At 67.8% G+C, this 21,621-nt stretch carries 24 protein-coding genes; 10 read left to right on the top strand and 14 right to left on the bottom strand.

Annotated features, from left to right (window positions below):
• Positions 1-54: 54 nt before the first annotated feature.
• The 4 genes from ACFO5K_RS16875 to ACFO5K_RS16860 form a co-directional block, all read right to left on the bottom strand.
• Positions 55-1,617 carry an outer membrane protein assembly factor BamB family protein gene (locus ACFO5K_RS16875; RefSeq protein WP_378563036.1) on the bottom strand — a complete coding sequence of 521 codons (1,563 nt, stop codon included), beginning with the start codon at positions 1,615-1,617 and terminating at the stop codon, positions 55-57.
• A 408-nt stretch (positions 1,618-2,025) separates the two neighbouring features.
• Positions 2,026-2,850 (bottom strand): formate/nitrite transporter family protein, encoded by an 825-nt coding sequence (locus ACFO5K_RS16870; protein ID WP_378563033.1) that lies wholly within the window; start codon positions 2,848-2,850, stop codon positions 2,026-2,028.
• A 227-nt stretch (positions 2,851-3,077) separates the two neighbouring features.
• Positions 3,078-4,274, bottom strand: coding sequence for a Fic family protein (locus tag ACFO5K_RS16865; RefSeq protein WP_378563030.1), 1,197 nt, complete (start codon positions 4,272-4,274; stop codon positions 3,078-3,080).
• Between the two features lie 61 nt (positions 4,275-4,335).
• Positions 4,336-5,373 carry an EamA family transporter gene (locus ACFO5K_RS16860; RefSeq protein ID WP_378563027.1) on the bottom strand — a complete coding sequence of 346 codons (1,038 nt, stop codon included), beginning with the start codon at positions 5,371-5,373 and terminating at the stop codon, positions 4,336-4,338.
• A gap of 38 nt (positions 5,374-5,411) precedes the next feature.
• On the opposite strand from ACFO5K_RS16860, the gene ACFO5K_RS16855 reads away from it, so the two are divergent.
• Positions 5,412-5,942, top strand: coding sequence for a CGNR zinc finger domain-containing protein (locus ACFO5K_RS16855; protein ID WP_378563024.1), 531 nt, complete (start codon positions 5,412-5,414; stop codon positions 5,940-5,942).
• 16 nt (positions 5,943-5,958) lie between these two features.
• Here ACFO5K_RS16855 and ACFO5K_RS16850 read toward each other — a convergent pair whose 3' ends face one another.
• The 3 genes from ACFO5K_RS16850 to ACFO5K_RS16840 all read right to left on the bottom strand — a co-directional run bounded on the left by ACFO5K_RS16850 (position 5,959) and on the right by ACFO5K_RS16840 (position 7,722).
• Positions 5,959-6,633: a hypothetical protein gene (locus ACFO5K_RS16850; protein WP_378563021.1), complete on the bottom strand. Its 675-nt coding sequence runs from the start codon at positions 6,631-6,633 to the stop codon at positions 5,959-5,961.
• A 109-nt stretch (positions 6,634-6,742) separates the two neighbouring features.
• Positions 6,743-7,375, bottom strand: a complete 633-nt coding sequence (locus ACFO5K_RS16845) for a hypothetical protein (protein WP_378563018.1) — start codon at positions 7,373-7,375, stop codon at positions 6,743-6,745.
• A gap of 59 nt (positions 7,376-7,434) precedes the next feature.
• Entirely contained in the window at positions 7,435-7,722 is a 288-nt protein-coding gene (locus ACFO5K_RS16840) for a hypothetical protein (protein ID WP_378563016.1), read from the bottom strand.
• Positions 7,723-7,844: 122 nt separating this feature from the next.
• Here ACFO5K_RS16840 and ACFO5K_RS16835 point away from each other — a divergent pair, with 122 nt between their 5' ends.
• Both ACFO5K_RS16835 and ACFO5K_RS16830 read left to right on the top strand, forming a co-directional pair.
• The gene (locus ACFO5K_RS16835; protein ID WP_378563013.1) at positions 7,845-8,177 is read left to right on the top strand and encodes an ArsR/SmtB family transcription factor; all 333 of its coding nucleotides are present in this window, start codon (positions 7,845-7,847) and stop codon (positions 8,175-8,177) included.
• The gene (locus ACFO5K_RS16830; protein ID WP_378563011.1) at positions 8,174-8,653 is read left to right on the top strand and encodes an SRPBCC family protein; all 480 of its coding nucleotides are present in this window, start codon (positions 8,174-8,176) and stop codon (positions 8,651-8,653) included. The genes ACFO5K_RS16835 and ACFO5K_RS16830 overlap by 4 nt, the downstream gene beginning before the upstream one ends.
• A 118-nt stretch (positions 8,654-8,771) precedes the next feature.
• On the opposite strand, the gene ACFO5K_RS16825 is transcribed toward ACFO5K_RS16830, so the two are convergent.
• From ACFO5K_RS16825 to ACFO5K_RS16810, 4 genes are all read right to left on the bottom strand, one after another.
• Entirely contained in the window at positions 8,772-9,761 is a 990-nt protein-coding gene (locus ACFO5K_RS16825) for a pirin family protein (protein WP_378563008.1), read from the bottom strand.
• Complete coding sequence (locus tag ACFO5K_RS16820; RefSeq protein ID WP_378563006.1) at positions 9,758-10,072, bottom strand: GNAT family N-acetyltransferase; 315 nt, start codon at positions 10,070-10,072, stop codon at positions 9,758-9,760. Before ACFO5K_RS16820 ends, ACFO5K_RS16825 begins: the two co-directional genes overlap by 4 nt.
• Before the next feature lie 241 nt (positions 10,073-10,313).
• Complete coding sequence (locus ACFO5K_RS16815) at positions 10,314-11,330, bottom strand: aldo/keto reductase (RefSeq protein ID WP_378563004.1); 1,017 nt, start codon at positions 11,328-11,330, stop codon at positions 10,314-10,316.
• The gene (locus ACFO5K_RS16810) at positions 11,327-11,779 is read right to left on the bottom strand and encodes a MerR family transcriptional regulator (protein ID WP_378563001.1); all 453 of its coding nucleotides are present in this window, start codon (positions 11,777-11,779) and stop codon (positions 11,327-11,329) included. Before ACFO5K_RS16810 ends, ACFO5K_RS16815 begins: the two co-directional genes overlap by 4 nt.
• Positions 11,780-11,912: 133 nt before the next feature.
• Here ACFO5K_RS16810 and ACFO5K_RS16805 point away from each other — a divergent pair, with 133 nt between their 5' ends.
• Positions 11,913-12,113 (top strand): hypothetical protein, encoded by a 201-nt coding sequence (locus ACFO5K_RS16805; protein WP_378562999.1) that lies wholly within the window; start codon positions 11,913-11,915, stop codon positions 12,111-12,113.
• A gap of 7 nt (positions 12,114-12,120) precedes the next feature.
• Here the strand turns inward: ACFO5K_RS16805 and ACFO5K_RS16800 are convergent, their stop codons facing one another.
• A complete protein-coding gene (locus ACFO5K_RS16800) occupies positions 12,121-12,612 on the bottom strand; it encodes a SixA phosphatase family protein (protein WP_378562997.1) in 492 nt (163 codons plus the stop codon).
• Between the two features lie 122 nt (positions 12,613-12,734).
• Here ACFO5K_RS16800 and ACFO5K_RS16795 point away from each other — a divergent pair, with 122 nt between their 5' ends.
• Complete coding sequence (locus tag ACFO5K_RS16795; protein WP_378562995.1) at positions 12,735-14,402, top strand: FAD-dependent oxidoreductase; 1,668 nt, start codon at positions 12,735-12,737, stop codon at positions 14,400-14,402.
• Positions 14,403-14,435: 33 nt separating this feature from the next.
• Here the strand turns inward: ACFO5K_RS16795 and ACFO5K_RS16790 are convergent, their stop codons facing one another.
• Complete coding sequence (locus tag ACFO5K_RS16790) at positions 14,436-15,209, bottom strand: acyl-[acyl-carrier-protein] thioesterase (protein ID WP_378562992.1); 774 nt, start codon at positions 15,207-15,209, stop codon at positions 14,436-14,438.
• A gap of 157 nt (positions 15,210-15,366) precedes the next feature.
• On the opposite strand from ACFO5K_RS16790, the gene ACFO5K_RS16785 reads away from it, so the two are divergent.
• Positions 15,367-17,289 carry a serine/threonine-protein kinase gene (locus tag ACFO5K_RS16785; protein ID WP_378562990.1) on the top strand — a complete coding sequence of 641 codons (1,923 nt, stop codon included), beginning with the start codon at positions 15,367-15,369 and terminating at the stop codon, positions 17,287-17,289.
• 56 nt (positions 17,290-17,345) lie between these two features.
• Complete coding sequence (locus tag ACFO5K_RS16780) at positions 17,346-18,320, top strand: NADPH:quinone oxidoreductase family protein (protein WP_378562987.1); 975 nt, start codon at positions 17,346-17,348, stop codon at positions 18,318-18,320.
• A 202-nt stretch (positions 18,321-18,522) separates the two neighbouring features.
• Here the strand turns inward: ACFO5K_RS16780 and ACFO5K_RS16775 are convergent, their stop codons facing one another.
• A complete protein-coding gene (locus tag ACFO5K_RS16775; protein ID WP_378562985.1) occupies positions 18,523-19,038 on the bottom strand; it encodes an Lrp/AsnC family transcriptional regulator in 516 nt (171 codons plus the stop codon).
• Between the two features lie 132 nt (positions 19,039-19,170).
• Between ACFO5K_RS16775 and hppD the strand changes: the two genes are divergently transcribed.
• From hppD to ACFO5K_RS16760, 3 genes are read left to right on the top strand one after another with little or no spacing between them, the layout of a single operon-like run.
• Complete coding sequence (hppD, locus tag ACFO5K_RS16770) at positions 19,171-20,316, top strand: 4-hydroxyphenylpyruvate dioxygenase (RefSeq protein WP_378562982.1); 1,146 nt, start codon at positions 19,171-19,173, stop codon at positions 20,314-20,316.
• A gap of 31 nt (positions 20,317-20,347) precedes the next feature.
• Positions 20,348-20,878 (top strand): DUF3558 domain-containing protein, encoded by a 531-nt coding sequence (locus tag ACFO5K_RS16765; protein WP_378562979.1) that lies wholly within the window; start codon positions 20,348-20,350, stop codon positions 20,876-20,878.
• A complete protein-coding gene (locus tag ACFO5K_RS16760) occupies positions 20,875-21,420 on the top strand; it encodes a DUF3558 domain-containing protein (RefSeq protein WP_378562976.1) in 546 nt (181 codons plus the stop codon). The genes ACFO5K_RS16765 and ACFO5K_RS16760 overlap by 4 nt, the downstream gene beginning before the upstream one ends.
• Positions 21,421-21,621: the final 201 nt, after the last annotated feature.

The following is a 21,621-nucleotide window of genomic DNA, read 5'->3' as shown; positions in this document are numbered from 1 at the left end:
CCAGGAGCGGGGCGTTCGTCGTTCGAGACGACCACCAGGTGACGATGTCATCGGCTATCTGATGCCGATGACGGTGATCTCGCCGGCATCAGTGTCACGCAGTACGACGAGGACCGATCCTGTGGACGGGATGATGACGGCGTCGTCCACGTCCCAGTACCCGTCGTAGGAAAGGTCTATCGAGGCGTATTCACGCCCGGCCCGATCCCAGGTGTGGATTCTGGCGTCTTTCGGTGCCCGGGAGGCATCGGCCTTCGCCAGTGACACGAGCTGATCGGCGAGAAAGAACGGCGGTGATTGCGACATCGGGGTCAGGTCTCGTACCGCACCGGTATTGGCCAGTGGCGGGCCCAACGACGCCGGCGCGCCCGAGAACAGACGTGGTACGCGGGCGTAGTGGCGGGAGCGGTAGTCGTCGGACTGGGGTGCCCAGGTGATCGCCAGCTCCGTGCCGCCGTCGGACGCCGCGTTCACCTGTCGCAGTCCCTCCACTGCGACCACCTGCGCGTCGGCGAGGTGGTCTGGGGCGGAGACGATCAACACCCGTGCATCGTTCACCAACCTGGCGGGACGGATTTCGACCACGAGACCTGAGCTCGTGGCGACCACTCGATAGTCGGAGAAGCTCAGCCCGCCCGGATTCGCTCGCGGATCACGACCGATTTCCTTTGCTGCGATGGTCGCGCCTGTCCGGCGGTCAATTGCGGTGATGTGCAGCCACGGTGCGATACCGGCCGACCGGTCGCCACAAACGCGGACCACATATATGCCGTCGGACCGACTCGCGGTCTGTTTGACACCGCAATCAGGAACCGTCGTATCGGATACCCAGAGTTGCCGTCCGGTTCTGGGGTCGAACGCCGCGATCACGTTGCTTGCATGGCGCTCCCGCAAGAGTGGCTTCGGCGCACTTCTGGGCAGCAGGGCAACGGGAAGCACGATCGGGGAGAAGTCGTGGTAGACATCCGAACTGGGCAACGACCAGAGCTGCTCGCCCGTTACCGAGTCGAATGCGATAGTTCCGGCGCGGTGCCAGGTAGCGACAACCACCCTGCCGTCATCGGTGCTGACCAGCGAGTGATCGAGACGATACAGCTCCGAATTCCCCTGATCTGTTCGCTGATAATGCCAGCGCTGCAGACCGGTCATACCGTGGTAGGCGACGACGCCCCACCTCGTCCCGACGATAAACCCTGTTGTCGTCGACACTATCTCGATATGCCTACCGCGTTCCGGGAAGTCATCGTTGTCGAGGGTGATGCGGAACGCCTCATCGCTGATCCCGGCCGGTGCTGTGCTGGCATCCGCTGTCGCCGCCAGTGACCGATCAATGTTCGCGGCGTCATCCCCCAACCGTGCCGCGCCGACGCCAACAGCCACGGAAACCATCAGTCCCGCGATGATGCCCGCGCCGACGATGCGACTCAACAGGTGGGGGATTTTCCGCAGCGCGAACGAGATGGCCAGCGCCAGCACGACCGATGCCGCCGCCAGCAGATATGCCCCGTCAGCCATAGGTAGTCGCGGGGAGAACGGGTAGTTCTCCCGGATCTCGGACCACACCGCTGTCGCTTCCCAGGGCTGTCCGGCGAAGACCAGCCCGAGCAGCGCGATCATGTTCGCCAGTAGCAACCATGTCACGATGCCGAACTCGTCGGCAGGGCGCAGCGGTGCTCGCCGCAGCCGGATCAGCAGGATGCCGAACCCGACCACCACGACGGCGCTGGTGATCGCTGCGGTGAGCGCGGTCCGTTCGGGTACACCAGCGATAGCCACCTGCCAGTCGCTGATCTTGCTGGATTCGGCGAAAAACCGGCTGTAGACGCCCAGCGTCAGTGCGCCGAGACCGAGTCCGACGCTCAGGCCGGTGAGCACCGACAAGTGCGGCGCGGGCGACACCTGCGGACTGGACTTCGCATCAAGACTCTCCATTGACGCACCCCCTCGTCTATCGGAGACGAAGGTACCAGGACAACTGACGATGCCGGGGTGCGCTAGATGTCCCAGGGGCGTAGCCGAATTCGCTCAGTTATGGGAGTCCGGGCGGGGGCGGGAGGGGGCGGTGCGGGCGTGGGTGGCGTAGAGGGTGAGGCCGACGAAGGTGAGGCCGCCTACCAGGTTGCCGATCACGGTGGGGATTTCGTTCCAGATCAGGTAGTCGCCCAGGGAGAAGTCGCCGCCGAGGAGCAGGCCCGAGGGGAACAGGAACATGTTGACGATGGAGTGTTCGAAACCCATGTAGAAGAACAGCATGATCGGCATCCACATCGCGATCACCTTGCCCGACACCGAGGTCGACATCATGGCTGCGACCACTCCGGTCGACACCATCCAGTTGCACAGGACCGCGCGGATGAACAGGGTGAGCATGCCCGCGCCGCCGTGTTCGGCGTAGCCGAGAGTTCTGGATTCGCCGATCTCGCCGAGTTTTTCACCGACGGCGCTGGGGTCTACCGCGAAGCCCATGGTGAGGATGATCGCCATCATCACTGCGACGGTGAATGCACCGGCGAAGTTGCCGACGAACACCAGCCCCCAGTTGCGCAACATCGAGCCGACGGTGACTCCGCGGCGCTTGTCGATCAGTGCCAGCGGTACCAGCGTGAAAACTCCGGTGAGCAAGTCGAATCCGAGCAGATAGAGCATGCAGAAACCCACCGGGAACAGCACCGCGCCCAGTAGCGGTTCGCCGGTGTTCACCGTGACAGTCACCGCGAAGGCAGCCGACAGGGCCAGGATCGCGCCGGCCATAAAGGCGCGGATGATGGTGTCGCGGGTGGACATGAACGCTTTGGCTTCGCCCGCGTCGACCATTTTCTCGACGAAGTCAGCTGGTGGGAGGTAGGACATGCGGCCCTTCGTCTTTCACGGTCATGGTCGTAACATGACCCGGCTGGGCTGACCATATACCGGTCTGCTGAGGCTGTCCCGGTGTATGGGCAGCCCGTTGATCGGTGGGTGCGAGCCGGCGTTCCCAGTCGGCCACCGCGGGCCCTGGTGTGTGGGCGGGAGTTTCGGTGTCGCCGAGAGCACCGGGTTCGGTTCGCCGAGACGTATGGCGATGACGCCGACGAGGATCAGTTTCCGTTGGTGCGTTTGCCTGCGCGCCGGGCGAAGTCGTCGAGGGCGTCGAGGACTTCGCGCGCCTGCCACAGGCGGTTGCGGCGCAGGCCGGTGAATTCTGTGAGCACGCCCACCTCGACCAGTGCGTTGATTGCGCGTACAGCGTTGGAGTCGGTGATGCCCAGGGCCTCGGCAGCGGTTGTTGCGTCGAAAACTGGTTGCCGCAGGGCAATGTCGATCAGTCGCCATGGGGTCGAACCGCGCCTGGTCTTGATCACCGATTCCCACCGGGCACGGATTTCGTGGACGTCCTCGATGAGTAGCCGGGCGTTGCCGAGGGCGGTGAAAGTGGCTTCGGCGACTTGTTCGACGATCGGCGCCGGGTCGCCGGCGCGGTAGGCGGTGAGGGCGGCGAAGTAGTCGTCGACCCGGGTCAGCAGGCCGGCGGCGATGGGGACGGTCACCTGTTCGGTGACTCCTTTGGTGCGCAGCATGGCGTGCATCAGTGCGCGGCCGGTTCGCCCGTTGCCGTCGATGAACGGGTGGATCGTTTCGAATTGCGCATGGGCGAGGGCGGTGTGTGCCAGTGCTGGGATGTTGTCGCGTCTGATGAACGCGAGAAGGTCGTCGATCGAATTCGGCACTCGGGTGTGGTGTGGTGCGACGAAGGCCGCCCCGTGCGGGCCGACGTTGTCACCACCGATCCAAACCTGCTGGGTTCGCCACCTGCCCGCGTGCTGTGGGTCGTGGACCATCAGCGCGGCGTGCATCTCCAGCAGCAGCCGACGGTCGATCTCGCCGTCCATGTCCAACGCGGTTCGCATCGCCCGCACGTTGCCGACGATCTCGACCGCATTGCGCTGGTCACTGTTCCCGATCTCGGCGAGAGCGACAGCCTTCGCACCCGAGGTCAGGTGTTCGATCTGGGACGACGACGCGGACTCGGTTCGCAACAGGATCGCGCCGAAGGGAGTGAGGTCGGCGCCGACCGTGGTGTCGAACCGTGCGATTTCGAAGGTCGCGGCGTCCGCGATGGCCAGAACATCAGTGGGGAGTTGAACAATCCGGTCGGTGATGGTCGGCGCGACGGCAGCTTGATATGGGCCGTGATGTCGTTCCCGCACCCGCCGCGAGAGAAGTTCCGCTGGAATCGTGGGGACCCAGTCGTAGGGCTCCCACGAGACAGCGGGCCACACGGCATCTGATGGCATATTCAGACCTTACCATCAGATAGTATTAAACTGAGTATACGAGACCCGGCCCCGTTTTGGATCACCGTGGCGCATGGGGGGCGGTGTCGGTGTCCACTACGGGCGATCGTGGCTGCTGGCCATGGTGACTCGTTGGTGTGTCGGCGGGGGTTTCGGGGTCGCCGAGGGCGCCCACTTTTGGTTCGCCGAGGCGTACGGCGATGACGCCGATGAGGATCAAAGTGCCGCCGAGCAATTGGATCGGCCGTGGTGCTTCGCCGAGTAGGGCCCAGGCGAAGGCGAGGGCGGCCAGGACTTCGGTGAGGGCTACGAAGGAGGCGAGGCGGGCGCCGAGGCGGCGGGTGGCGGCGATGCCGGTGACGTAGGCGATGGCGGCGGTGACGATGCCGATGAGCAGGATCGGGACCCACCAGGTGGTGGTGAAGTCGTCGAAGACGACGGGTTGGGTGGTGGCACGCAGCGGCAGGATGCCGATGGCGCCCGCGAGCAGCAGGATGGACCCGCCGATCAGTAGTCCGCCTGCGGCGAGAACGGTGCCGGGCAGGTCGCCGCCCTGGGCGGACAGCACGAAATAGGCGGCGGCGCCGAACATCGCGCCCAATGCCCAGGCGACGCCGACCGGGTCGGTCGACATCCCCGAGGTGACATCGAGGACCAGCAGCAGCCCGGTGATGCCCAGTGCCGCCCCCGCGACGGTGGCGGCCCCCGGACGTTGACGATGCCGCACCCACAACCACCCGACCACGACGATCGGCGCGGTGTATTCGATCAGCAGCGCCGCGCCGACCTCCATGTGCGCGACGGCGTTGAAGTATGCGAGCTGCGTGCCCGCGACAGCCACGAGTCCGTACGCGGTGACGAGGCCGGCGTTGTCGCGCAACAGCTTCCAGTTGCCGCGTAGCTGGGGGAGCGCCAGTGGCAGCAGCACCACCCCGGCGAGCAGTACGCGGGCGGCGACCACTGCGGCCGCGCTCCACCCGGCGTTCATCAGTCCGCGTGCGAGCGGCCCGGAGAGCCCGAACGAGGCGGCCGATGCCAGGGCGAACAGCAGTCCGATGCGCAGCCGGTTCGACACGCCGTCATGGGTCAAGGTCTCCATGGCTAATGACGGTAAGGAGCGTGCGGTAATCTGTCAATGTGGTTTTCGCTCATGACACCCAGGCGGCGCTGGTAGCGGCGATCGAGCTGGTCAACTCCGCGGAGGCGCCCGATACGCTCACCGACCCCGCACAGCTCGCCGACTTCTACCGCCGGCACGACTACACCGGGGTGCACGTCGGTGACGATGCCGAACTCGCCGCCGTCCGTGCCCTGCGCGGCCCGCTGCGACGGCTGCTCACCAGCGACCGTGCCACCGCGGTCACCCTCGTGAACGAGATCCTGCGCGAACATCGCGCCGTTCCCCAGTTGGTCCGGCACGGCGACGTCGACTACCACGTCCACGCCGTGCCACCCGAAGCCGCGCTGCCGGTCCGCATCGCGGTCGAAACGGCCATGGCCATGATCGACGTGATCCGCGCCGATGACCTGAGCCGCCTGTCGGTCTGTGCCGACGACGTCTGTGAGGGTTTGGTCCTGGACCTGTCACGCAACCGTTCACGTCGCTATTGCAGTACCGCCTGCGGCAATCGCAATGCCGTTGCCGCCTACCGTGCCCGCCGGCGCTGACCGCTGCCGGGCCGGCTCAGCCCGGGATGCGCACATTCGGGCACTTCTTGCCCGCCAGATGGCACTTGTCCTCGAACCCGGCCGGTAACCACGTCCCGTTCCGTAGCAGCGGGTGGTGCGGGAAGTGCTGCAGCGCGGCGGTAACGAAAACCAGTGGTGCCCAGGAGGTTCGGATCTGTAGCTGCTGTACGGCGCCGCTGTGGTCGGGGAACCGGCACCCGACCAGGTCGGGTGCGACGAGATCGATGCCGGCCAGCGTCGACCAGCGCACCGAAAACGCCCGGCCGGGATTCGCGAGTTGGATACGCCGGTTCGAGATCATCGCCGAGCCCGGCGGTTCGGCCACCCAGCGCGGTTGCGCGGCGGCCTCGACCCGCTGGCGTTGCACGTCGGCGCCCCACTGGTAGATCGCGTCGAGTGGGGTCCGGATCTGGATGTGTCGTGGGGCGGGCCCGGGGTGGGCCACGATCCCACGCCAGGTGAACCACCGGACGCCACCGTCGGCGAAGCAGATCTCACCGGGTTCGAGCCGCACCCGCGTCGGATTGGACCGGATCTGCGCGCCGCGACCGGCCGTCATCGACTCGACGATCCCGCACGTGTAGAGCAGATAGTCGTCGAACCACGTCCATCCGGCCTGCGCGGCCAGGGCTCGTTCGATATCGGCCAGCGGGTCGAACACGTCTTTCACCACCCACTCACAACGTGCGCCGCCGGTCAGCGCGGAGCTTGTGGTCTCAACGGTAGCCGAGGGTGGCGACGGCGATCGAGGCTCGGGCGCACGGATTCAGTGTGTGCGCTCAGGGCGCCCCGGTGACGTAGGCCAGGGCGGTGTCGATCGCCGGCTGGCCACCGGCGATCGCGTACCCGGCGAACGCGCCGATCGCCGCGCCGGCCACGGTGGCGGCGGGGACGGTGATGAAGTCCAGGACGAACAGGCCGAGCGGGAACCCGAGGACGAACCCGATGACAGCGCCGATCGCGGCGCCCTGAATGATCTGCGGTTGCAGGCGCTGGGTTTCGGCGAAGAAGCGTTCCTGGGTGCTGACGTCGCGTACCGGCTCCGCGGTTTCGTTGACCGGGGCGAGGGTCAGGCGCGAGCCGTCGGCATCGATCGTCGGGGTGAGCGGCACCGCGTGTTCGTCGACCCGAACCATCATCGGCAGCGCCGCGATCACCGCACCGGAATCATCGGTGACGGCAACGACTTTCGCGTCGTGCAGCAGCTCGAACCGACCGGCGTCGAGGGTGGCCTCCACCGCGCGCCGATCCTCGGTGGCTTTCACCTGGTAGTTCACGCCCGCGTCGATGCCTCGCAGCGCGAGCGCGGCCGGTTCCTGCTCGACCGCCGGTTCGGCATGTCCGATCCCGGTCGACGCCAACGCCACTCCCACCGCCAGCAACGCCGCCCCGACCACAGTGCCGATCCTCATCCCGCAAGCCTCCTGCTCGACCTCATCCGGGCGATTTCCGCCCGATCACCGGGGCAAACCTAACCGCTGCTGGCGGTTTCGGAAAGTCCGGCGGAGTCCGCGGGCCGCCCACGGCGCGCGAATTCCGGTGCGCGCTCGGGCCGGATGCCGATACCGCCGAGGTAGGCGGTTAGCCCGGCCAGGCCCGGCACGGCATCGATGACGCGCAACGGCAGCGGGGCGGTGCGGAGTGTGCCGCGCAGCGAGGGCGCGATGAGCATCTCGTGTTCGCCGCGCTGGGACCGCTGCGTGAAGCCGGCGGGCAGCATTCGCCTGCGCTGCACCTTCTCCAGGTCGGCGGTTCGCACGGCGCGGGCGAGCAGCGGACGGGCTTGCGTGGGCAGGGAAGTTGATGGGCGCGCCGACGGTAGTTGTGCTCGTGTCGCTCAGCTATTGACGGCGACACTGCTCCCGCGCAATACTGAACTAGATGGTTCAGTATGACTTCCTGGATGCCTCGTTCGGGGCGCTCGCGGACCCCACTCGGCGGGGCATTCTCGAGCGGCTCGGGCGTGGGCCCGCGAGCGTCAGTGAGTTGGCCGAGCGGTTCGAGATGACCTTGACCGGCATCTCCAAGCACATCAACTTGCTCGAGGACGCGGGCATGGTGGTCACCGAGAAGCGTGGGCGGGTCCGGTATTGCCGGATCGACGAGCACGTCTTCGATCGGGAGGTGGCCTGGATGCAGAGTTATCGGCAGATGCTGGAAGCCCGGATGGACCGTCTCGGCGAATTCCTGCGACGAACGGAGCCAGAGCAATGAGCACCACCACCAACGACGCGGTCGTCACCACCACTTCCGACCGTGAAGTCCACATCGAACGCGATTTCGACGCACCGATCGAGCGGGTGTGGGACGCCTACAGCCGCATCGAGCAGCTCTCGCGCTGGTGGGGGCGCGGGCATGTGGTCGACATCGAACGCTGGGAGTTCCGCAAGGGCGGGCATTGGCGTTTCGTCGAACACGAGGGCGACCAAGCCTACGGTTTCGAGGGCCGGTTCCGGGAGATCGTCCCGCGGGAACGCATCGTGCAGTCCTTCGAATGGGACGGAATGCCCGCCCACATCGCGATCGACACCACTACCTTCGTCGACCTCGGTGACAACCGCACTCGCGTCCTCACCGACAGCATCTTCCACACGGCCCAGGAATGCGCGGGCATGCTCGAATCGGGTATGGAGGGCGGTCTCAACGAGAGCTACCGCGCACTCGACGCGCTACTGGCCGAAACTCGCTGAACACGCCCGGTGCGGCACCGTCGTGCGGCGGTGCCGCACCGCCGCGGCACTGGCAGCGGCCACCGGTACCGCACGGGTGAGCGCGGTTCGGCACCGAGGCGGAGAGGAACTGCACGGGTCAGCCGTGCGAACAGCCGGTGGCTCGTTTGCGTGGCTTCAGGCGCAACGGCGGCAATGGCGGTGCGGGGATCCGTTGATCGGGCGAATGCCCGGCGACATCGGGAAACCAGTTGGTGTCGTGGGCTTCCCACGCCTCGCGCGCCGCGACGATGTCCTCGTGACTACGCCCGACGAAGTTCCACCACATCACCAGTTCCTCGGTGAACGGTTCGCCGCCGAGCAGCGCGAACTGGGCGCGGCCCGCACTGCGCAGCTCGATCTCGGCGCGGTCGGTGCCCAGGTACAGCAGCGGCCCCGGCGACAGTTCCTCGCCGTCGATCTCGACGGTCCCCTCGACCACCAGAACGGCGTGCTCGAAGGCCCGCTCGAGCGGTAACCGCACCCGTGCACCCGGGTCGAGCACGATGTCGGCGCCGACGATCGGGGTGTACGCCATGGCAGGCGAGGTCACACCGCCCAGCGACCCGATCAGCACGGTGGCGCGCAGCCCCGGCTCCGCGTAGACGGGCAATGCGCGATGCTGCTCGAAGTGCGGGTCCACCCCGGTCGCGTGGTCGGGTAGCGCGATCCACAACTGCAGTCCACTGCCCGCGGGCGCGCCGGGGACCCCGAACTCCGAGTGGGCGATGCCGCGACCGGAGGTCATCAGGTTCAGCTGACCAGGTTCGATCTCGACATCGGAGCCCACCGAATCGCGATGCCGGATACGTCCGTCGAAGGGCCAGGTCACCGTCTGCAACCCGATGTGCGGATGCGGGTAGATATCGGGGGAGGCCCCGGTGGTGGTGACAGTCGGCGAACCGAACCGGTCGAGGAAACACCATGCGCCGACGGTCGGCAGATCACGTTGGGGCAGGGTGCGTTCCACGTACACTCCGCGCACCCCGCCGAGGGGGACCTCCCTGGCCGGGTAGCGCTCGGTGATCGGTCCGGGGCTCGGCGACGGCTCACACACCACCTCGGTGGGATGGGCCTCCAGGTCGCTCATCGCGCGATGCCCTTGCCCACCACATGCGCGTCGTATTCGGGGTGCTTGTCGAGGTAGCCGCGGATGAACGGGCAGTGCGCGGTGATGGTGCGACCGCGCGCGATCACGTCTTCGATCGCGAACCGGGCCAGCACACTGCCCAGGCCCTTCCCGGCGAAGGCGTCGTCGATCTCGGTGTGCACGAAATCGCTGTCGTTGCCGACCTCGACATATTCGGCGAAGCCGGCGAGCTCGTTGTCGAGGAACACGTCGTAGCGGCTCTTGTCGTCGTTGCGCACAACGTGACGTTGCGGTTCGGTGGCCTCGGTCATCTGCTTGCGCTCCTTCCGCACCGGTGCCGCGTCCGGCGTATTCCGTCCGCGCTCGGCGCACTCCCGCGATGGTAGACGCCGAGCGCCGTGGCCCGGGTCTTCCTCGCGCGCGGCGAACCGGTGGCCTCGGGTTTGCTCGAGCGCGGCGGGTCGGTGGCCTCGGGTTTGCTCGAGCGCGGCGAGCCGGGGTGCACGGCGCGCTGCCGGCGCCGCGGTCGCGCGGACCGCGGCGCCGTGGCCGCTATTCCCGCCCGGCGGAGGTGAAGGACATGTCCGCGTACCGTGGCCCGGCCACCTGCTCGGCGATGGGTTCGAGCGCCGCCAGCTCTTCCACGGTGAGCCGCACCGTGGCCGCCGCGACGTTCTCGGCCAACCGGGTGCGCTTTCGCGTGCCCGGAATCGGCACCACCGCGAGGCCGTGCACCTGGGCGCGCGCGTGCACCCAGGCGAGCGCGGCCTGAGCCAGGGAGATCCCGTGTGCGGTGGCGATCGTGGCCAGCGGGGCGAGCAACTCGGCGTTGCGTTCGGCGTTGTCGCCGGTGAAGCGGGGCATGTGCTGGCGGAAGTCCTTGTCGCCCAATTCCGTCGCGGTGCGGAAGGCGCCGGTCAGGAAGCCACGGCCCAGCGGCGAGTACGGCACGAACGCCACGCCGAGTTCGGCCGCGGCGGGCACGGCGGTGCGCTCCACATCGCGGGAGAACAGCGACCACTCCGACTGCACGGCCGCGATGGGATGCACCGCGTGCGCGGCGCGCAGTTCGTCGCCGGTCACTTCCGAGAGCCCGAGCGCGCGCACCTTGCCCGCGTCGACGAGTTCGGCCATCGCGGCCACGGTGTCCTCGATCGGTACGGCCGGGTCACGCCGGTGCATGTAGTACAGGTCGATGGTGTCGACGCCGAGCCGGCGCAGGCTGGCATCCACAGCGGCACGCAGGTATTCGGGGGAGTTGTCGACACCGCGCCGGGCCGGGTCGCCGGGATCGCGGACGATGCCGAATTTGGTGGCGATCACCAGGTTTGCGCGGTGTGCCCGAACGAAATCGGCGAGGAACTCCTCGTTGTGGCCCGCGCCGTACATGTCGGCGGTGTCGAACATGGTGACGCCCAGTTCGAGGGCATGCTCGAGCGTGGCCCGGGATTCGGCCAGGTCGGTCTCACCGTAGAACTCGCTGATGCCCATGCAGCCCAGGCCCTGGACGCCGACCGGGAGCCCGTCGGTGCCGAGGTTGACGGTGGGCAGGGTCGCGGTGGTGCTCATGTGTCGATTCCTTCGCTCGTATGCGCGGTGGACGTGGCCGGCTCGGATCTGCCCTCGTAGACGGCGATCTTGTAGTCGAGTACGGCCACGGTCTGCTGTAGTTCCGCGATCTTGTCGAGCACGTCGGTCCGGGTCCGGCGAAACATCGCCAGCCGGTCCGGGTAGGTCTGTTCGCCTGCCCGCACCAGTTCGGCATAGCGGACCATGTCGGCCACCGGCATGCCGGTGAGCCGCAGTCGTCCGATCAGCGCCAGCCAATCCAGGTCGCGGTCGCAGAAGCGCCGGTTGCCGGTGTGATCACGGCCGATGTAGCCCATCAGCCCGATCCGCTCGTACCAGCGCAGCGTGTCGCGGGACAGGCCCGAACGCTCGGCGACCTCACCGATCGAATACTTCGGGCGTTCGCGTTCGGCGTCCCGGTCATCGCTCGGGGCCCACTGTCGATCCATCGTGCTCGTCCCTTCCCGTGGAACACCGTCGACGCTATCCACCTGGAGTGCACTCCAAGCAAGACCGATTTTTGCGGATCGGGCGAGCAGCCGCCATGGCATCGGCAGCCGAAACGAACGTAGTGTGGATCACATGGCTAAGGAGATCGACCGGCTCAGGGCCCGTTCGGCCTGGGAAACGGTCAAGGAGAGCCCGGTGATCACCGCGATTGCGGTGGCTCCGGTGGTACTGGTGCTCGGCGTGGTCTGGTGGCTGACGAACGGATTCGTCGCCTTCGTGCTCCTCGCCCTGCTGGGGGTAGGCATCGTGATCGGCGGCAAGCTACTGAAGTGAGCGCGTCTCAGCGCGGGATGTGGAAGTGCGTCAGTTCGCCCACTCCGGGCTCGACCTGTGCCCAGGGCCGGTCGAATTCGAGCACCGCCAACGCCGAGGTGGGGAATTTGCGGCTCAGTTCGGTGGCCTGATCGGACTCCCGGTTGGCTGCCAGTTCCCAAGAGGTCCATGGCATTCCGGGGGCGTGGCCGACCACGAGCAGGGTCGAGATCGCGTCGTCGGTGAGCTGTACCAGTTCGATCAGGGCGTGCGGATTCGCGCCGTAGATCTCGGGACAGTACTGGACCGGTGCGGTGATGCCGGTGGCGGCGAGGGTCTGCCTGGTGCGTTGCGCGGTGGAGCAGTACACCGCGTCGATCGGGGGCTGGGTCGTGCGCAACCAGTCGCCGGCCAGGGCCGCTTCGCGTTCCCCGCGGGGCGCCAGCGGGCGCTCGTGGTCGTCGACATCGTCGGGATAGGCCGATTTTCCGTGCCGCATCAGGATCAGGGTGGGCGCCATGAGACCACCGTAATGGCGGGGAGCGGTGAGGTGACTGTCACACTCGAGGCACACTGAAAGCTGCGTCACCCACCGCGGCGACGGCTCGAGCCACCGACCACACATTTCGAGGATCTGCACCTATGGCCTACGTCATTACGCAGCGTTGTTGCAACGACGCCAGCTGCGTCACCGAGTGCCCGGTCGACTGCATCCGCCCGACTCCGGATCAACCGGAGTTCGCGACGGCGGAAATGCTGTACATCGACCCCGACACCTGCATCGACTGCGGAGCCTGCGTCGACGCGTGTCCGGTGGACGCCATCTTCTCCGAGGACGACCTGCTCGCCTCGCTGGGCAGGTACCGCGAGATCAACGCCGCCTACTTCCAGCGCCACCCACTGGAGACGAACTTCGACCCGCTGGCCACCCCGGTCCGCCCGCCCAAGGACCTGGGCACCCTGCGCGTCGCGATCGTGGGCGCCGGGCCGGCCGCCTGCTACGCCGCCGACGAGCTGTTGCGGCGCAGCGACGTCGAGGTCGAGATGTTCGACCGGGTGCCCACCCCGTGGGGCCTGGTGCGCGCCGGAGTCGCCCCCGATCACGCGGGCACCAAAGGCGTGGCCACCATGTTCGATTCGGCTTTCCGCCGTGACAACCTGCAGTACTACCTGAATGTGGAGATCGGTGCCCACATCGATCATCAGGAGCTGCTCGACCATCACCACGCGGTGATCTACGCGGTCGGTGCGTCCAGCGACCGGCAACTCGGCGTGCCCGGTGAGGACCTGCCCGGCAGCCATTCGGCGACCGAGTTCGTCGCCTGGTACAACGGTCACCCCGACTTCGCCGACCGCACCTTCGACCTGTCCGGTGAGCGGGCGGTGATCGTCGGCAACGGCAACGTCGCGCTCGATGTCGCCCGGGTGCTCACCACCGATCCCGACGAGCTGGCCACCACCGATATCGCCGATCACGCACTCGACGCCCTGCGCCGCAGCGCCATTCGCGAGGTGGTCATCCTGGGTCGGCGCGGGCCGTTGCAGGCCGCCTACAGCTCACCGGAGTTCCTGGCGCTCACCAACTGCAAGGGCGTGGACGTGATCGTCGACCCCGCCGACCTGGAACTGGACCCGCACAGCCGCGCGGTCCTCGACGACCCGAACATCGAACCGTCGCTGCGCCTGAAGTACGAGCTCGCCCGGGAATACGCGGACGCCCCACGCGACCCGGCGCACAAGCGCATCGTCTTCCGCTACCTGGCGACCCCGACCGCCGTCCACGGCGACGACCACGTCACCTCGGTCGAATTCGCGCACAACGAATTGACCGAGGACAACGGGCAACTGGTGGCCACCGCCACCGACCGCACCGAAACCATCGACACCGGCCTGATCCTGCGCTCGATCGGTTATCGCGGCGTGCCCGTGGCCGGTCTGCCCTTCGACGAGCGCCGCGGCACCGTGCCCAGCGAACACGGCCGGGTGATCGACGGGACCGCGCCGCTGCCCGGGGTCTATGTCTCGGGCTGGATCAAGCGGGGCCCGCGCGGGGTGATCGGGTCCAACCGGGTCGACGCCGAGGAGACCGTGGAGGCGCTGATCGCCGACTTCATCGCGGGCAAGCTCACCACACCCGCCGGTGACCGGGCCGCACTGCGGGCGCTGCTCGCCGAACGGCAGCCCGACCTGGTCGACCGGGCGGGCTGGAAGGCGATCGACCAGGCCGAGAAGGCCGCCGGTAAGGCCGCCGGACGACCGCGGGTCAAATTCACCACCCGCGCCGACCTGCTCAAAGCCGCCAAGAGCTAGCGCACCGCCCCGGTCCCCACGCGGGGGCCGGGGCTATTGCGGCAGCGGCATGACCCGCACGACGGTCGTGGTGATCCCGCCGACCACGAACCACAACCGCAGCACCGGTCGCCCCGCCACATCGCCGGGTTCGTAGCGGGCGCGCACCGTGATGTGCTCGCGGGCCAGCACCGGCGCCACATACTCGATCACCGCGCGGTGCGGCGCGGCCAGCAACTTCGGATAGTCGACCAGGAACTGCTCCACCGCCTGCCAGTAGCAGGCGTTGTTCACGTGGTTGAACTGGTCGATGTCGGTGGCGCGCACGGGGAACGGCACATCGGTGTCGGATTCGCGGGGCGCAGGGTCGGTGAGATAGGGCCGCCAGCGCAGCCGGTGCTCGTCGGTCGAACGGGCCAGGTACGCCAGCCCGTCATCGCTGATCCGGGCGGGGAGGTTGCTCGACTCGCTGAGATTGATCCAGAAACCCTCGGTCTCGATCAGACCGCCGCCCTCGCTGGTGATGCGCACCCGCATGTTCGTCCACCGGGTCGACATGCTCGCGCACCAGCGCGTGAGGTGGACGTGATCGGGCCAGACGACGGGCCGCACCACATCGATGACGGTGCGCCGCACGATCCAGGTGGGGTCGGTGCGGTGCAGGTCGGTCTGGTGCAGTTCGTCGTAGGCGATGTCCTGCAGATACCGGGCCACGCCGTCGAAGCGCAGCCGGCGGTACGGGTCCACATCGCCGGCCCGGACGGGCCACGCCGTGGCGAAACCCGTGCCCTCCTGGGGAAGCGGGGCCAATGGCTGATCGAGTGACACGTGTGCTCCTTGCGCGGTCCACATCAGTGTGAACCGCGACTTCTTGCGTAGTTCTGCACACGACTTTACGGGTCGGGGCTCATACCCTCACCTCGAGCCGTGACCAGCGGTACCCGGCGCACATGACAGCGCCCTCACCGGCCGGTAGCCTGCAGGAATGGCCGGCGCAGCGATGTCTGGCGCGACGTTCGGGCGCTATGAATTGCGTCGGCTCCTCGGAGTCGGCGGTATGGGAGAGGTTTACGAGGCCCTCGACACCTCCAAAGACCGTGTCGTGGCGCTCAAGATGCTCAACCGCGAGCTGGCCACCGACCCCGTCTACGTGCAGCGCTTCCGGCGCGAATCCCAGGCGATGGCGCGTGTGCAGGAACCGCATGTCATCCCGGTGCACGACTGGGGCGAGGTCGACGGGGTGCTCTACATCGACATGCGCCTGGTGCGTGGCGCCGACCTCAAGGAACGGCTGCAACACCACGGCAGGCTCACTCCCGGCGAGACGGTGCAGGTGGTCGAGCAGATCGCCGCCGCGCTCGACGCCGCCCACGCGGTGGGCCTGGTCCACCGTGACGTGAAACCGGCCAACATCCTGCTCACCGCGAACCTGTTCGCCTACCTCGTCGACTTCGGCATCGCCCACGTCGCCTCCGATCCGCAGCTCACCAGCGCGGGCAGTGCGGTCGGCTCGATGGCCTACATGGCGCCGGAACGGTTCACCGACGTGCCGATGACCCCGGCTGTGGACACCTACGCGCTCACCTGTGTGCTCTATGAAGCACTGGTGGGGCGGGTGCCGTTCCCGGTGCACAGCCTCGCCGGCGCGATCGGTTCCCACCAGATGGCGCCCCCACCGCGCCCCGGCGCCGCCGACCCCGCCCTGAGCGCCTTCGACGCGGTCGTCGAGCGCGGCATGGCCAAGGACCCCGCACAGCGCTACCTCTCGCCCACCGCTCTGGCCCGCGCGGCCAGAGCGGCCCTGACCCAGGCCGAACGCGATGCCCCCGCCACGGTCCCCGGCCCCCGCGTCACCCCGGCCCCCGTCATCACGCCCCCGGACCGGCCGGCCACCGGTCAGCAGACCCGGGAGACCGGTCCACACAACTCCGCCGAATCTCCTGCCGTGGGACCGGAGTCCAGTTCGCACCAGTCGAACGCAGGCCCGTCACCCGCTGCCCCGGGCGCGGCGGGGGGGACGGGCTCGTATCCACCGGGGTTTCCGGCGGTGGGATCGCAGACCGGAAACAGGTCGCAGTCGGCTGAACCGGGGGCTGTGGGCGGCAGGCAGGCACGGGTGAGCGGGCCACCGCAGCCTCCCGCGGCGGCCCGGCCGGTGATGAGTAAGACGGCGCGGGTGACGGGCCCGCAGCACCCGCGCGTCGACGCGACGCGGCCGGCGGCGGGTGCAACCGCGCGGGTGACCGGCCCGCAACCGCCGTCGGGTCCCGGCTACCCCCACCCGTCGGCGCCCGCACTGTCGAAGCGTTCTTCGTCGACTCCGGTCCTGGCCGGTGCGCTCGGTGCGCTGATCGTGATCGCCGTGGTGGGTGCGGCGGTGTGGATCATGTTGAGCATCAATGGTTCCCGGCAGGAGGTGGCGCATTCGCCGCCGCTGGGACCGAGTATCGTGCCGCCACCGGTCGTGGTGACGGTCAGCCAGGAAGTACCGACCGCTGTCGTGCCGCCGAGTACGGCACCCGCCGTCTACCCGGCCACCGAACAGGCGGCCACCCCGACCACCGTGCCGCCGCTGCAGTCCACCGTTTCCGGCGCCGACGGACAGGGCTTCTACACGGGCGGTCCGCGCTGCAACGACAACGACGCCGCGATGACGATCGCGCGCACCACCGCGTCGCGAGTGGTCATCTGCCACACCGGAGTCGGTCGCTACTACTACAAGGGGGCGCGCGCCAGCGACGGCGCCCGGATCGAGCTCGATGATCCGGTGCCCAACGGCGCGGGCGCGTTCACGGCGACCAACCCCACCGACGGCACGCAGTACCAGATCAGTTCAGCCGGGTTGACGATCACCCAGGGCGGCGCGGTGCTCGCCAGCGAGCCGGTGACCGAATTCGCCCACCGCTGACCCCGATACCGGGATATGTTCGCGGTGAGTGGTGTCAGCGGAGAAAGGTGTTCCAGATGCGTGCAGCCCAGGTAGGCAAGTTGGAGGGGCCATCGGCGATCGAGGTCGTCGAACTGCCCGAGCCGGTGACCTACCCCGGTGGTGTGCTGATCGACGTGCACGCCGCGGGCATCGCCTTTCCCGATGTGCTGATGACGCGCGGTCTGTACCAGATGAAGCCGGGTCTGCCGTTCGTCGTCGGCGGCGAGGTGGCCGGGGTGGTGCGCGAAGCGCCCGCGGATTCCGCGCTGCGCCCCGGCGCCCGGGTGGCGGCCCTGACCATGCTGGGCAACGGTGTCGCCGAGGTGGCGGTGGCACCCGAGCACGCGGTGTTCGAACTCCCTGACAATGTCTCGCTCGAAGCCGGCGCCGGCATCCTGTTCAACGATCTCACCGTGCACTTCTGCCTGACCACACGCGGTCGGCTGAAGGCGGGGGAGACCGTGCTGGTGCACGGCGCCGCGGGTGGTGTCGGTACCTCCACGTTGCGGATGGCCAAGGCGCTGGGCGCGGGCCGGGTGATCGCGGTGGTGAGTACCGAGGCGAAGGCGCAGGTGGCCAAGGCCAACGGCGCCACCGATGTGGTGCTCACCGAGGGTTGGTTGGCCGCGGTGAAGGAACTCACCGACGGTCGCGGTGTTGACATCGTCCTCGACCCGGTCGGTGGCGACCGTTTCACCGACAGCATCCGCTCGCTGGCCGGCGGCGGTCGCCTGCTGGTCGTGGGGTTCACCGCGGGGGAGATCCCCACGGTGAAGGTGAATCGGCTGTTGCTCAACAACGTCGAGGTCGTCGGTGCCGCCTGGGGTGAATGGGTGATGCGCGACCCCGGCTACCTGGCCGAGCAGTGGGCCGAGATCGAACCGCTGCTCGCCTCCGGTGCGATCACCGCGCCCGACCCGGTGCTGTACCCGCTGGAGCGGACCGCCGAAGCCGTCGCCGCGCTGGACAACCGGACCGCCACGGGCAAGGTGGTCGTGCAGCTGCGCTGAGTGGTGCAGTAGCGCTGAGCGGTGTAGCAGCGCTGGGTCGTGTCGCGCCGCTGGGTCGTGCAGAGGCGCTGGGTCGCGCAGAGGCGTTCAGCCATGCAGTAGCGCTGAGTGATCAAGCGACGCTGAGTGGTGCGGAACTGAGTGCAGCGCGCCTGGGGTCGAGCGGCGCAGGCAGGTGGTGCGGTGGCACCGGATAGCTTGCTCAGCGCTGATCCCGGTACGCGGGCGCCTTCGTGGTGCCCGTCGGGGTCAGGGTGTGTAGCAGGGGCAGGGCTCGGCGCGCGACCACCGTCGACAGCACGATCACACTGTGCGAGCGCACCACCGAACCGGTGCGGTCGATGCTGAGCAGCACGGCTTGGAGCCCGGCGTGGGAATCGGCGCCGATACGGCACAGCACGTCACCGGAGCCGGTGGTCGCATACGCCTCGAGCACACCCGGGATCGAGGAGAGTTCGGCACTCACGGTGTCGAGCGCGCCCTGGGCGATCTCGAGGGTCACGAACGCCTGCACATCGAAACCGGCTGCGGTGACGTCGATCTCCGGGTCGTAGGAGGCGATCACCCCGGATTCCTCCATCCGGTTGATCCGGGCCTGCACCGTCGCCCTGGCGACCTTGGTCCGGCGTGACAGTTCGAGGATTCCGGCTTTCTGGAACTGGTGCATGGCGCGCAGGATCGCCAGGTCGAGTTCGTCCAGTTTCGCGGGCGTTCGCATCGACAGACCTCCAGGCTCGGGTGCTATTCAAATTGTCCATCACCAGGGGGCCGCGGGTGGCTGATTTCGGCATCCTGCCCATGCGCAGCTGTCGGGGTTGCCCAGCAGGGTTGTTGCGAGTTTTCCTTGAGCATGACCATTGAGCAGCAGCTCGTCGGCCTGATCGAGCACGACGACAGCGTCGATCCGTTCCCGGTGATCGGCTGGGACGCGCTGGTGTGGGTCGTCGGCAACGCGACCCAGAGCGCGCACTTCCTGCAGTCCGCGTTCGGCATGCGGCTCGAGGCCTATTCCGGTCCCGAGACCGGCAATCGTGATCACAAGTCGTTCGTGTTGCGCAGTGGCGCAGCGCGATTCGTGATCAAAGGCGCGGTCGTCCCCGACAGTGCGCTCGTCGCACACCACGACCGGCACGGTGACGGCGTGGTCGACATCGCGCTCGAGGTACCCGACGTGGACCGGTGCATCGCCTGGGCGCGCACCCACGGAGCCACGATTCTGACCGAACCCCATGACGAGAGCGACGAATTCGGCACGGTGCGCTCCGCCGCGCTGGCCACCTACGGCGAAACCAGGCACACCCTCGTCGACCGCGGCGGGTACGCGGGCCCGTACCTGCCGGGCTACGTCGCGCGCACCTCGACTCGCGTGCCGCGGGCGCCGCGCCTGTTCCAGGCCATCGACCATGTGGTGGGCAATGTGGAGCAGGGCATGATGGATCGCTGGGTCGAGTTCTACCGCGGCGTCATGGGTTTCACGAACATGGCGGAGTTCGTCGGCGACGACATCGCCACCGAGTACTCCGCGCTGATGAGCAAGGTCGTCGCGAACGGCAACCACCGGGTGAAGTTCCCGCTCAACGAACCGGCGGTGGGCCGCAAGCGTTCTCAGATCGATGAGTACCTGGAGTTCTATCGCGGCCCCGGTGTGCAGCACATCGCCCTGGCCACCGGTGACATCCTCGCCACCGTCGACGCCCTGCGCGCCGAGGGTGTGGAATTCCTGCCCACCCCCCACACCTATTACGAGGACGCCGAACTGCGCGCGCGCATCGGGCACGTGCGCGTTCCGGTCGCCGAACTGCAGCGCCGGGGCATCCTCGTCGACCGCGACGAAGATGGCTATCTGCTGCAGATCTTCACCCGCCCGATCGCCGATCGCCCCACCGTGTTCTTCGAACTCATCGAACGCCACGGCTCGCTCGGCTTCGGGAAAGGCAACTTCAAAGCGCTTTTCCAGGCCATCGAACGGGAGCAGGCGGCCCGCGGCAACCTGTGAGCCCGCCCGCCCACGCACTAGAGTTCATGGCATGCGGATCCTCTCGGCGATCATCACCGGCACGGCTGTGGCTGTCGTGCTGTCGTCGTGCGGATCGGGGGGCAGCGACTCCGATTCGCCGACCGGGCCGAACCGGCCACCACCCAAGGTCGCCTCGCTCGGCCCCTTCGTGGGCGAATGCGGGCACGTCACCGACGACGAGGTGCGCTCGTTGGCGGGTCTTTCGCAGATCTCACTCGCGTTCAAGAACGCCACCGGCTGCAACTGGCAGGCGGCCGGGTTGTATCCGCCCAGCGTGACATTCGCGTCCTACCGTGGCAGTCCGATCGAACGCGAGGAGGCCTGGGTGTCCAGCGTCGGCCGCAGCCCCGAGGCCATCGACGTGGCCGGGCGCCCCGGATTCCAGGCGCTCGACCCGCAGGGCACCGTGTGTGATTTCGCGGTCCAGCTCGATGACGACTTCTTCGAATGGTCCATCTCCACCGGCATATTCGCCGTCGGTGGCAACCCGTGCGATCGGGCCAGGAAACTGGCCGAGCTGACCGTGGGACGACTGAAATGAGCGCGATCAGGATCGCCGCGGCCGCCCTCGCACTCACCGCCGTGCTGGCCGGTTGCGGCGACAAGGTCGACGGCAACGCCCAGCCGGTGGGCAGCGGCGGCGGCGACGGATCCATCAACACCGATTTCGACAAGCTCCTGCGCGAATGCGATGTGGTGGCCGTCGACAAGATCGGTGAGATCGTCGGTAACGCCCGGATGGTGCAGACTTCGTTCAGCGGCGCGGTGTGCATGTGGGACATCGAGGACGCTCCTGGTGGGGCGGCCATGGCCACCCTCAACTGGTACGAGATGGGTACGCTGAACAACGAGAAGACCACCAACGACAAGCTGGGCTATCTCACCGGTGACATCACAGTGCAGGGCCGCAGGGCGTTGCAGGTGCGCCGGCCGGGCGACAACGACTCCTGTGGAGTCACCGCCCCGGCCGCCGATGTCGGCGTCATCGGTTGGTGGATCAACTACCGGCCCGGCTCGGCTCACCCCGACCCGTGCGCCGGCGCGCAGAAATTGGTGGAGCTGACCCTGGATCTGGCCAGGTAGCAGCGCTGCCGTCGCACCCCGCTTTGACCCCGGTTCGAGCGGGCGCGTATCGTGGATCGCTGTGCCCGGATTGCTACGGGCAAGTTCGTGCGTGAACGTAGGCCAGCGAAAGCGGCTGATACGTTCCAGCGTGCCCAGAAAAAGGGTCCTGAGCTGCGCGCGACACGCCCGACCGCGGGTAAACGGAAACACGGTCGGACG

The sequence above is a fragment of the Nocardia halotolerans genome (assembly GCF_042650145.1).
In the GTDB taxonomy this organism is placed as follows: domain Bacteria; phylum Actinomycetota; class Actinomycetes; order Mycobacteriales; family Mycobacteriaceae; genus Nocardia; species Nocardia halotolerans.
The sequence above is the reverse complement of the archived record's forward strand: the minus strand, read 5'-3'. Positions and strand labels throughout refer to the sequence as shown.

Bases quoted from the DNA above. Each gene is read 5' to 3' on its own strand.
- ACFO5K_RS16875 (WP_378563036.1), bottom strand. From the start codon at position 1,617: ATGATCGCGCTGCTCGGGCTGGTCTTCGCCGGACAGCCCTGGGAAGCG.
- ACFO5K_RS16870 (WP_378563033.1), bottom strand. From the start codon at position 2,850: ATGTCCTACCTCCCACCAGCTGACTTCGTCGAGAAAATGGTCGACGCG.
- ACFO5K_RS16865 (WP_378563030.1), bottom strand. From the start codon at position 4,274: ATGCCATCAGATGCCGTGTGGCCCGCTGTCTCGTGGGAGCCCTACGAC.
- ACFO5K_RS16860 (WP_378563027.1), bottom strand. From the start codon at position 5,373: ATGGAGACCTTGACCCATGACGGCGTGTCGAACCGGCTGCGCATCGGA.
- ACFO5K_RS16845 (WP_378563018.1), bottom strand. From the start codon at position 7,375: ATGAGGATCGGCACTGTGGTCGGGGCGGCGTTGCTGGCGGTGGGAGTG.
- ACFO5K_RS16835 (WP_378563013.1), top strand. From the start codon at position 7,845: ATGGTTCAGTATGACTTCCTGGATGCCTCGTTCGGGGCGCTCGCGGAC.
- ACFO5K_RS16830 (WP_378563011.1), top strand. From the start codon at position 8,174: ATGAGCACCACCACCAACGACGCGGTCGTCACCACCACTTCCGACCGT.
- ACFO5K_RS16825 (WP_378563008.1), bottom strand. From the start codon at position 9,761: ATGAGCGACCTGGAGGCCCATCCCACCGAGGTGGTGTGTGAGCCGTCG.
- ACFO5K_RS16820 (WP_378563006.1), bottom strand. From the start codon at position 10,072: ATGACCGAGGCCACCGAACCGCAACGTCACGTTGTGCGCAACGACGAC.
- ACFO5K_RS16815 (WP_378563004.1), bottom strand. From the start codon at position 11,330: ATGAGCACCACCGCGACCCTGCCCACCGTCAACCTCGGCACCGACGGG.
- ACFO5K_RS16810 (WP_378563001.1), bottom strand. From the start codon at position 11,779: ATGGATCGACAGTGGGCCCCGAGCGATGACCGGGACGCCGAACGCGAA.
- ACFO5K_RS16805 (WP_378562999.1), top strand. From the start codon at position 11,913: ATGGCTAAGGAGATCGACCGGCTCAGGGCCCGTTCGGCCTGGGAAACG.
- ACFO5K_RS16800 (WP_378562997.1), bottom strand. From the start codon at position 12,612: ATGGCGCCCACCCTGATCCTGATGCGGCACGGAAAATCGGCCTATCCC.
- ACFO5K_RS16795 (WP_378562995.1), top strand. From the start codon at position 12,735: ATGGCCTACGTCATTACGCAGCGTTGTTGCAACGACGCCAGCTGCGTC.
- ACFO5K_RS16785 (WP_378562990.1), top strand. From the start codon at position 15,367: ATGGCCGGCGCAGCGATGTCTGGCGCGACGTTCGGGCGCTATGAATTG.
- ACFO5K_RS16780 (WP_378562987.1), top strand. From the start codon at position 17,346: ATGCGTGCAGCCCAGGTAGGCAAGTTGGAGGGGCCATCGGCGATCGAG.
- ACFO5K_RS16775 (WP_378562985.1), bottom strand. From the start codon at position 19,038: ATGCGAACGCCCGCGAAACTGGACGAACTCGACCTGGCGATCCTGCGC.
- hppD (WP_378562982.1), top strand. From the start codon at position 19,171: ATGACCATTGAGCAGCAGCTCGTCGGCCTGATCGAGCACGACGACAGC.
- ACFO5K_RS16765 (WP_378562979.1), top strand. From the start codon at position 20,348: ATGCGGATCCTCTCGGCGATCATCACCGGCACGGCTGTGGCTGTCGTG.
- ACFO5K_RS16760 (WP_378562976.1), top strand. From the start codon at position 20,875: ATGAGCGCGATCAGGATCGCCGCGGCCGCCCTCGCACTCACCGCCGTG.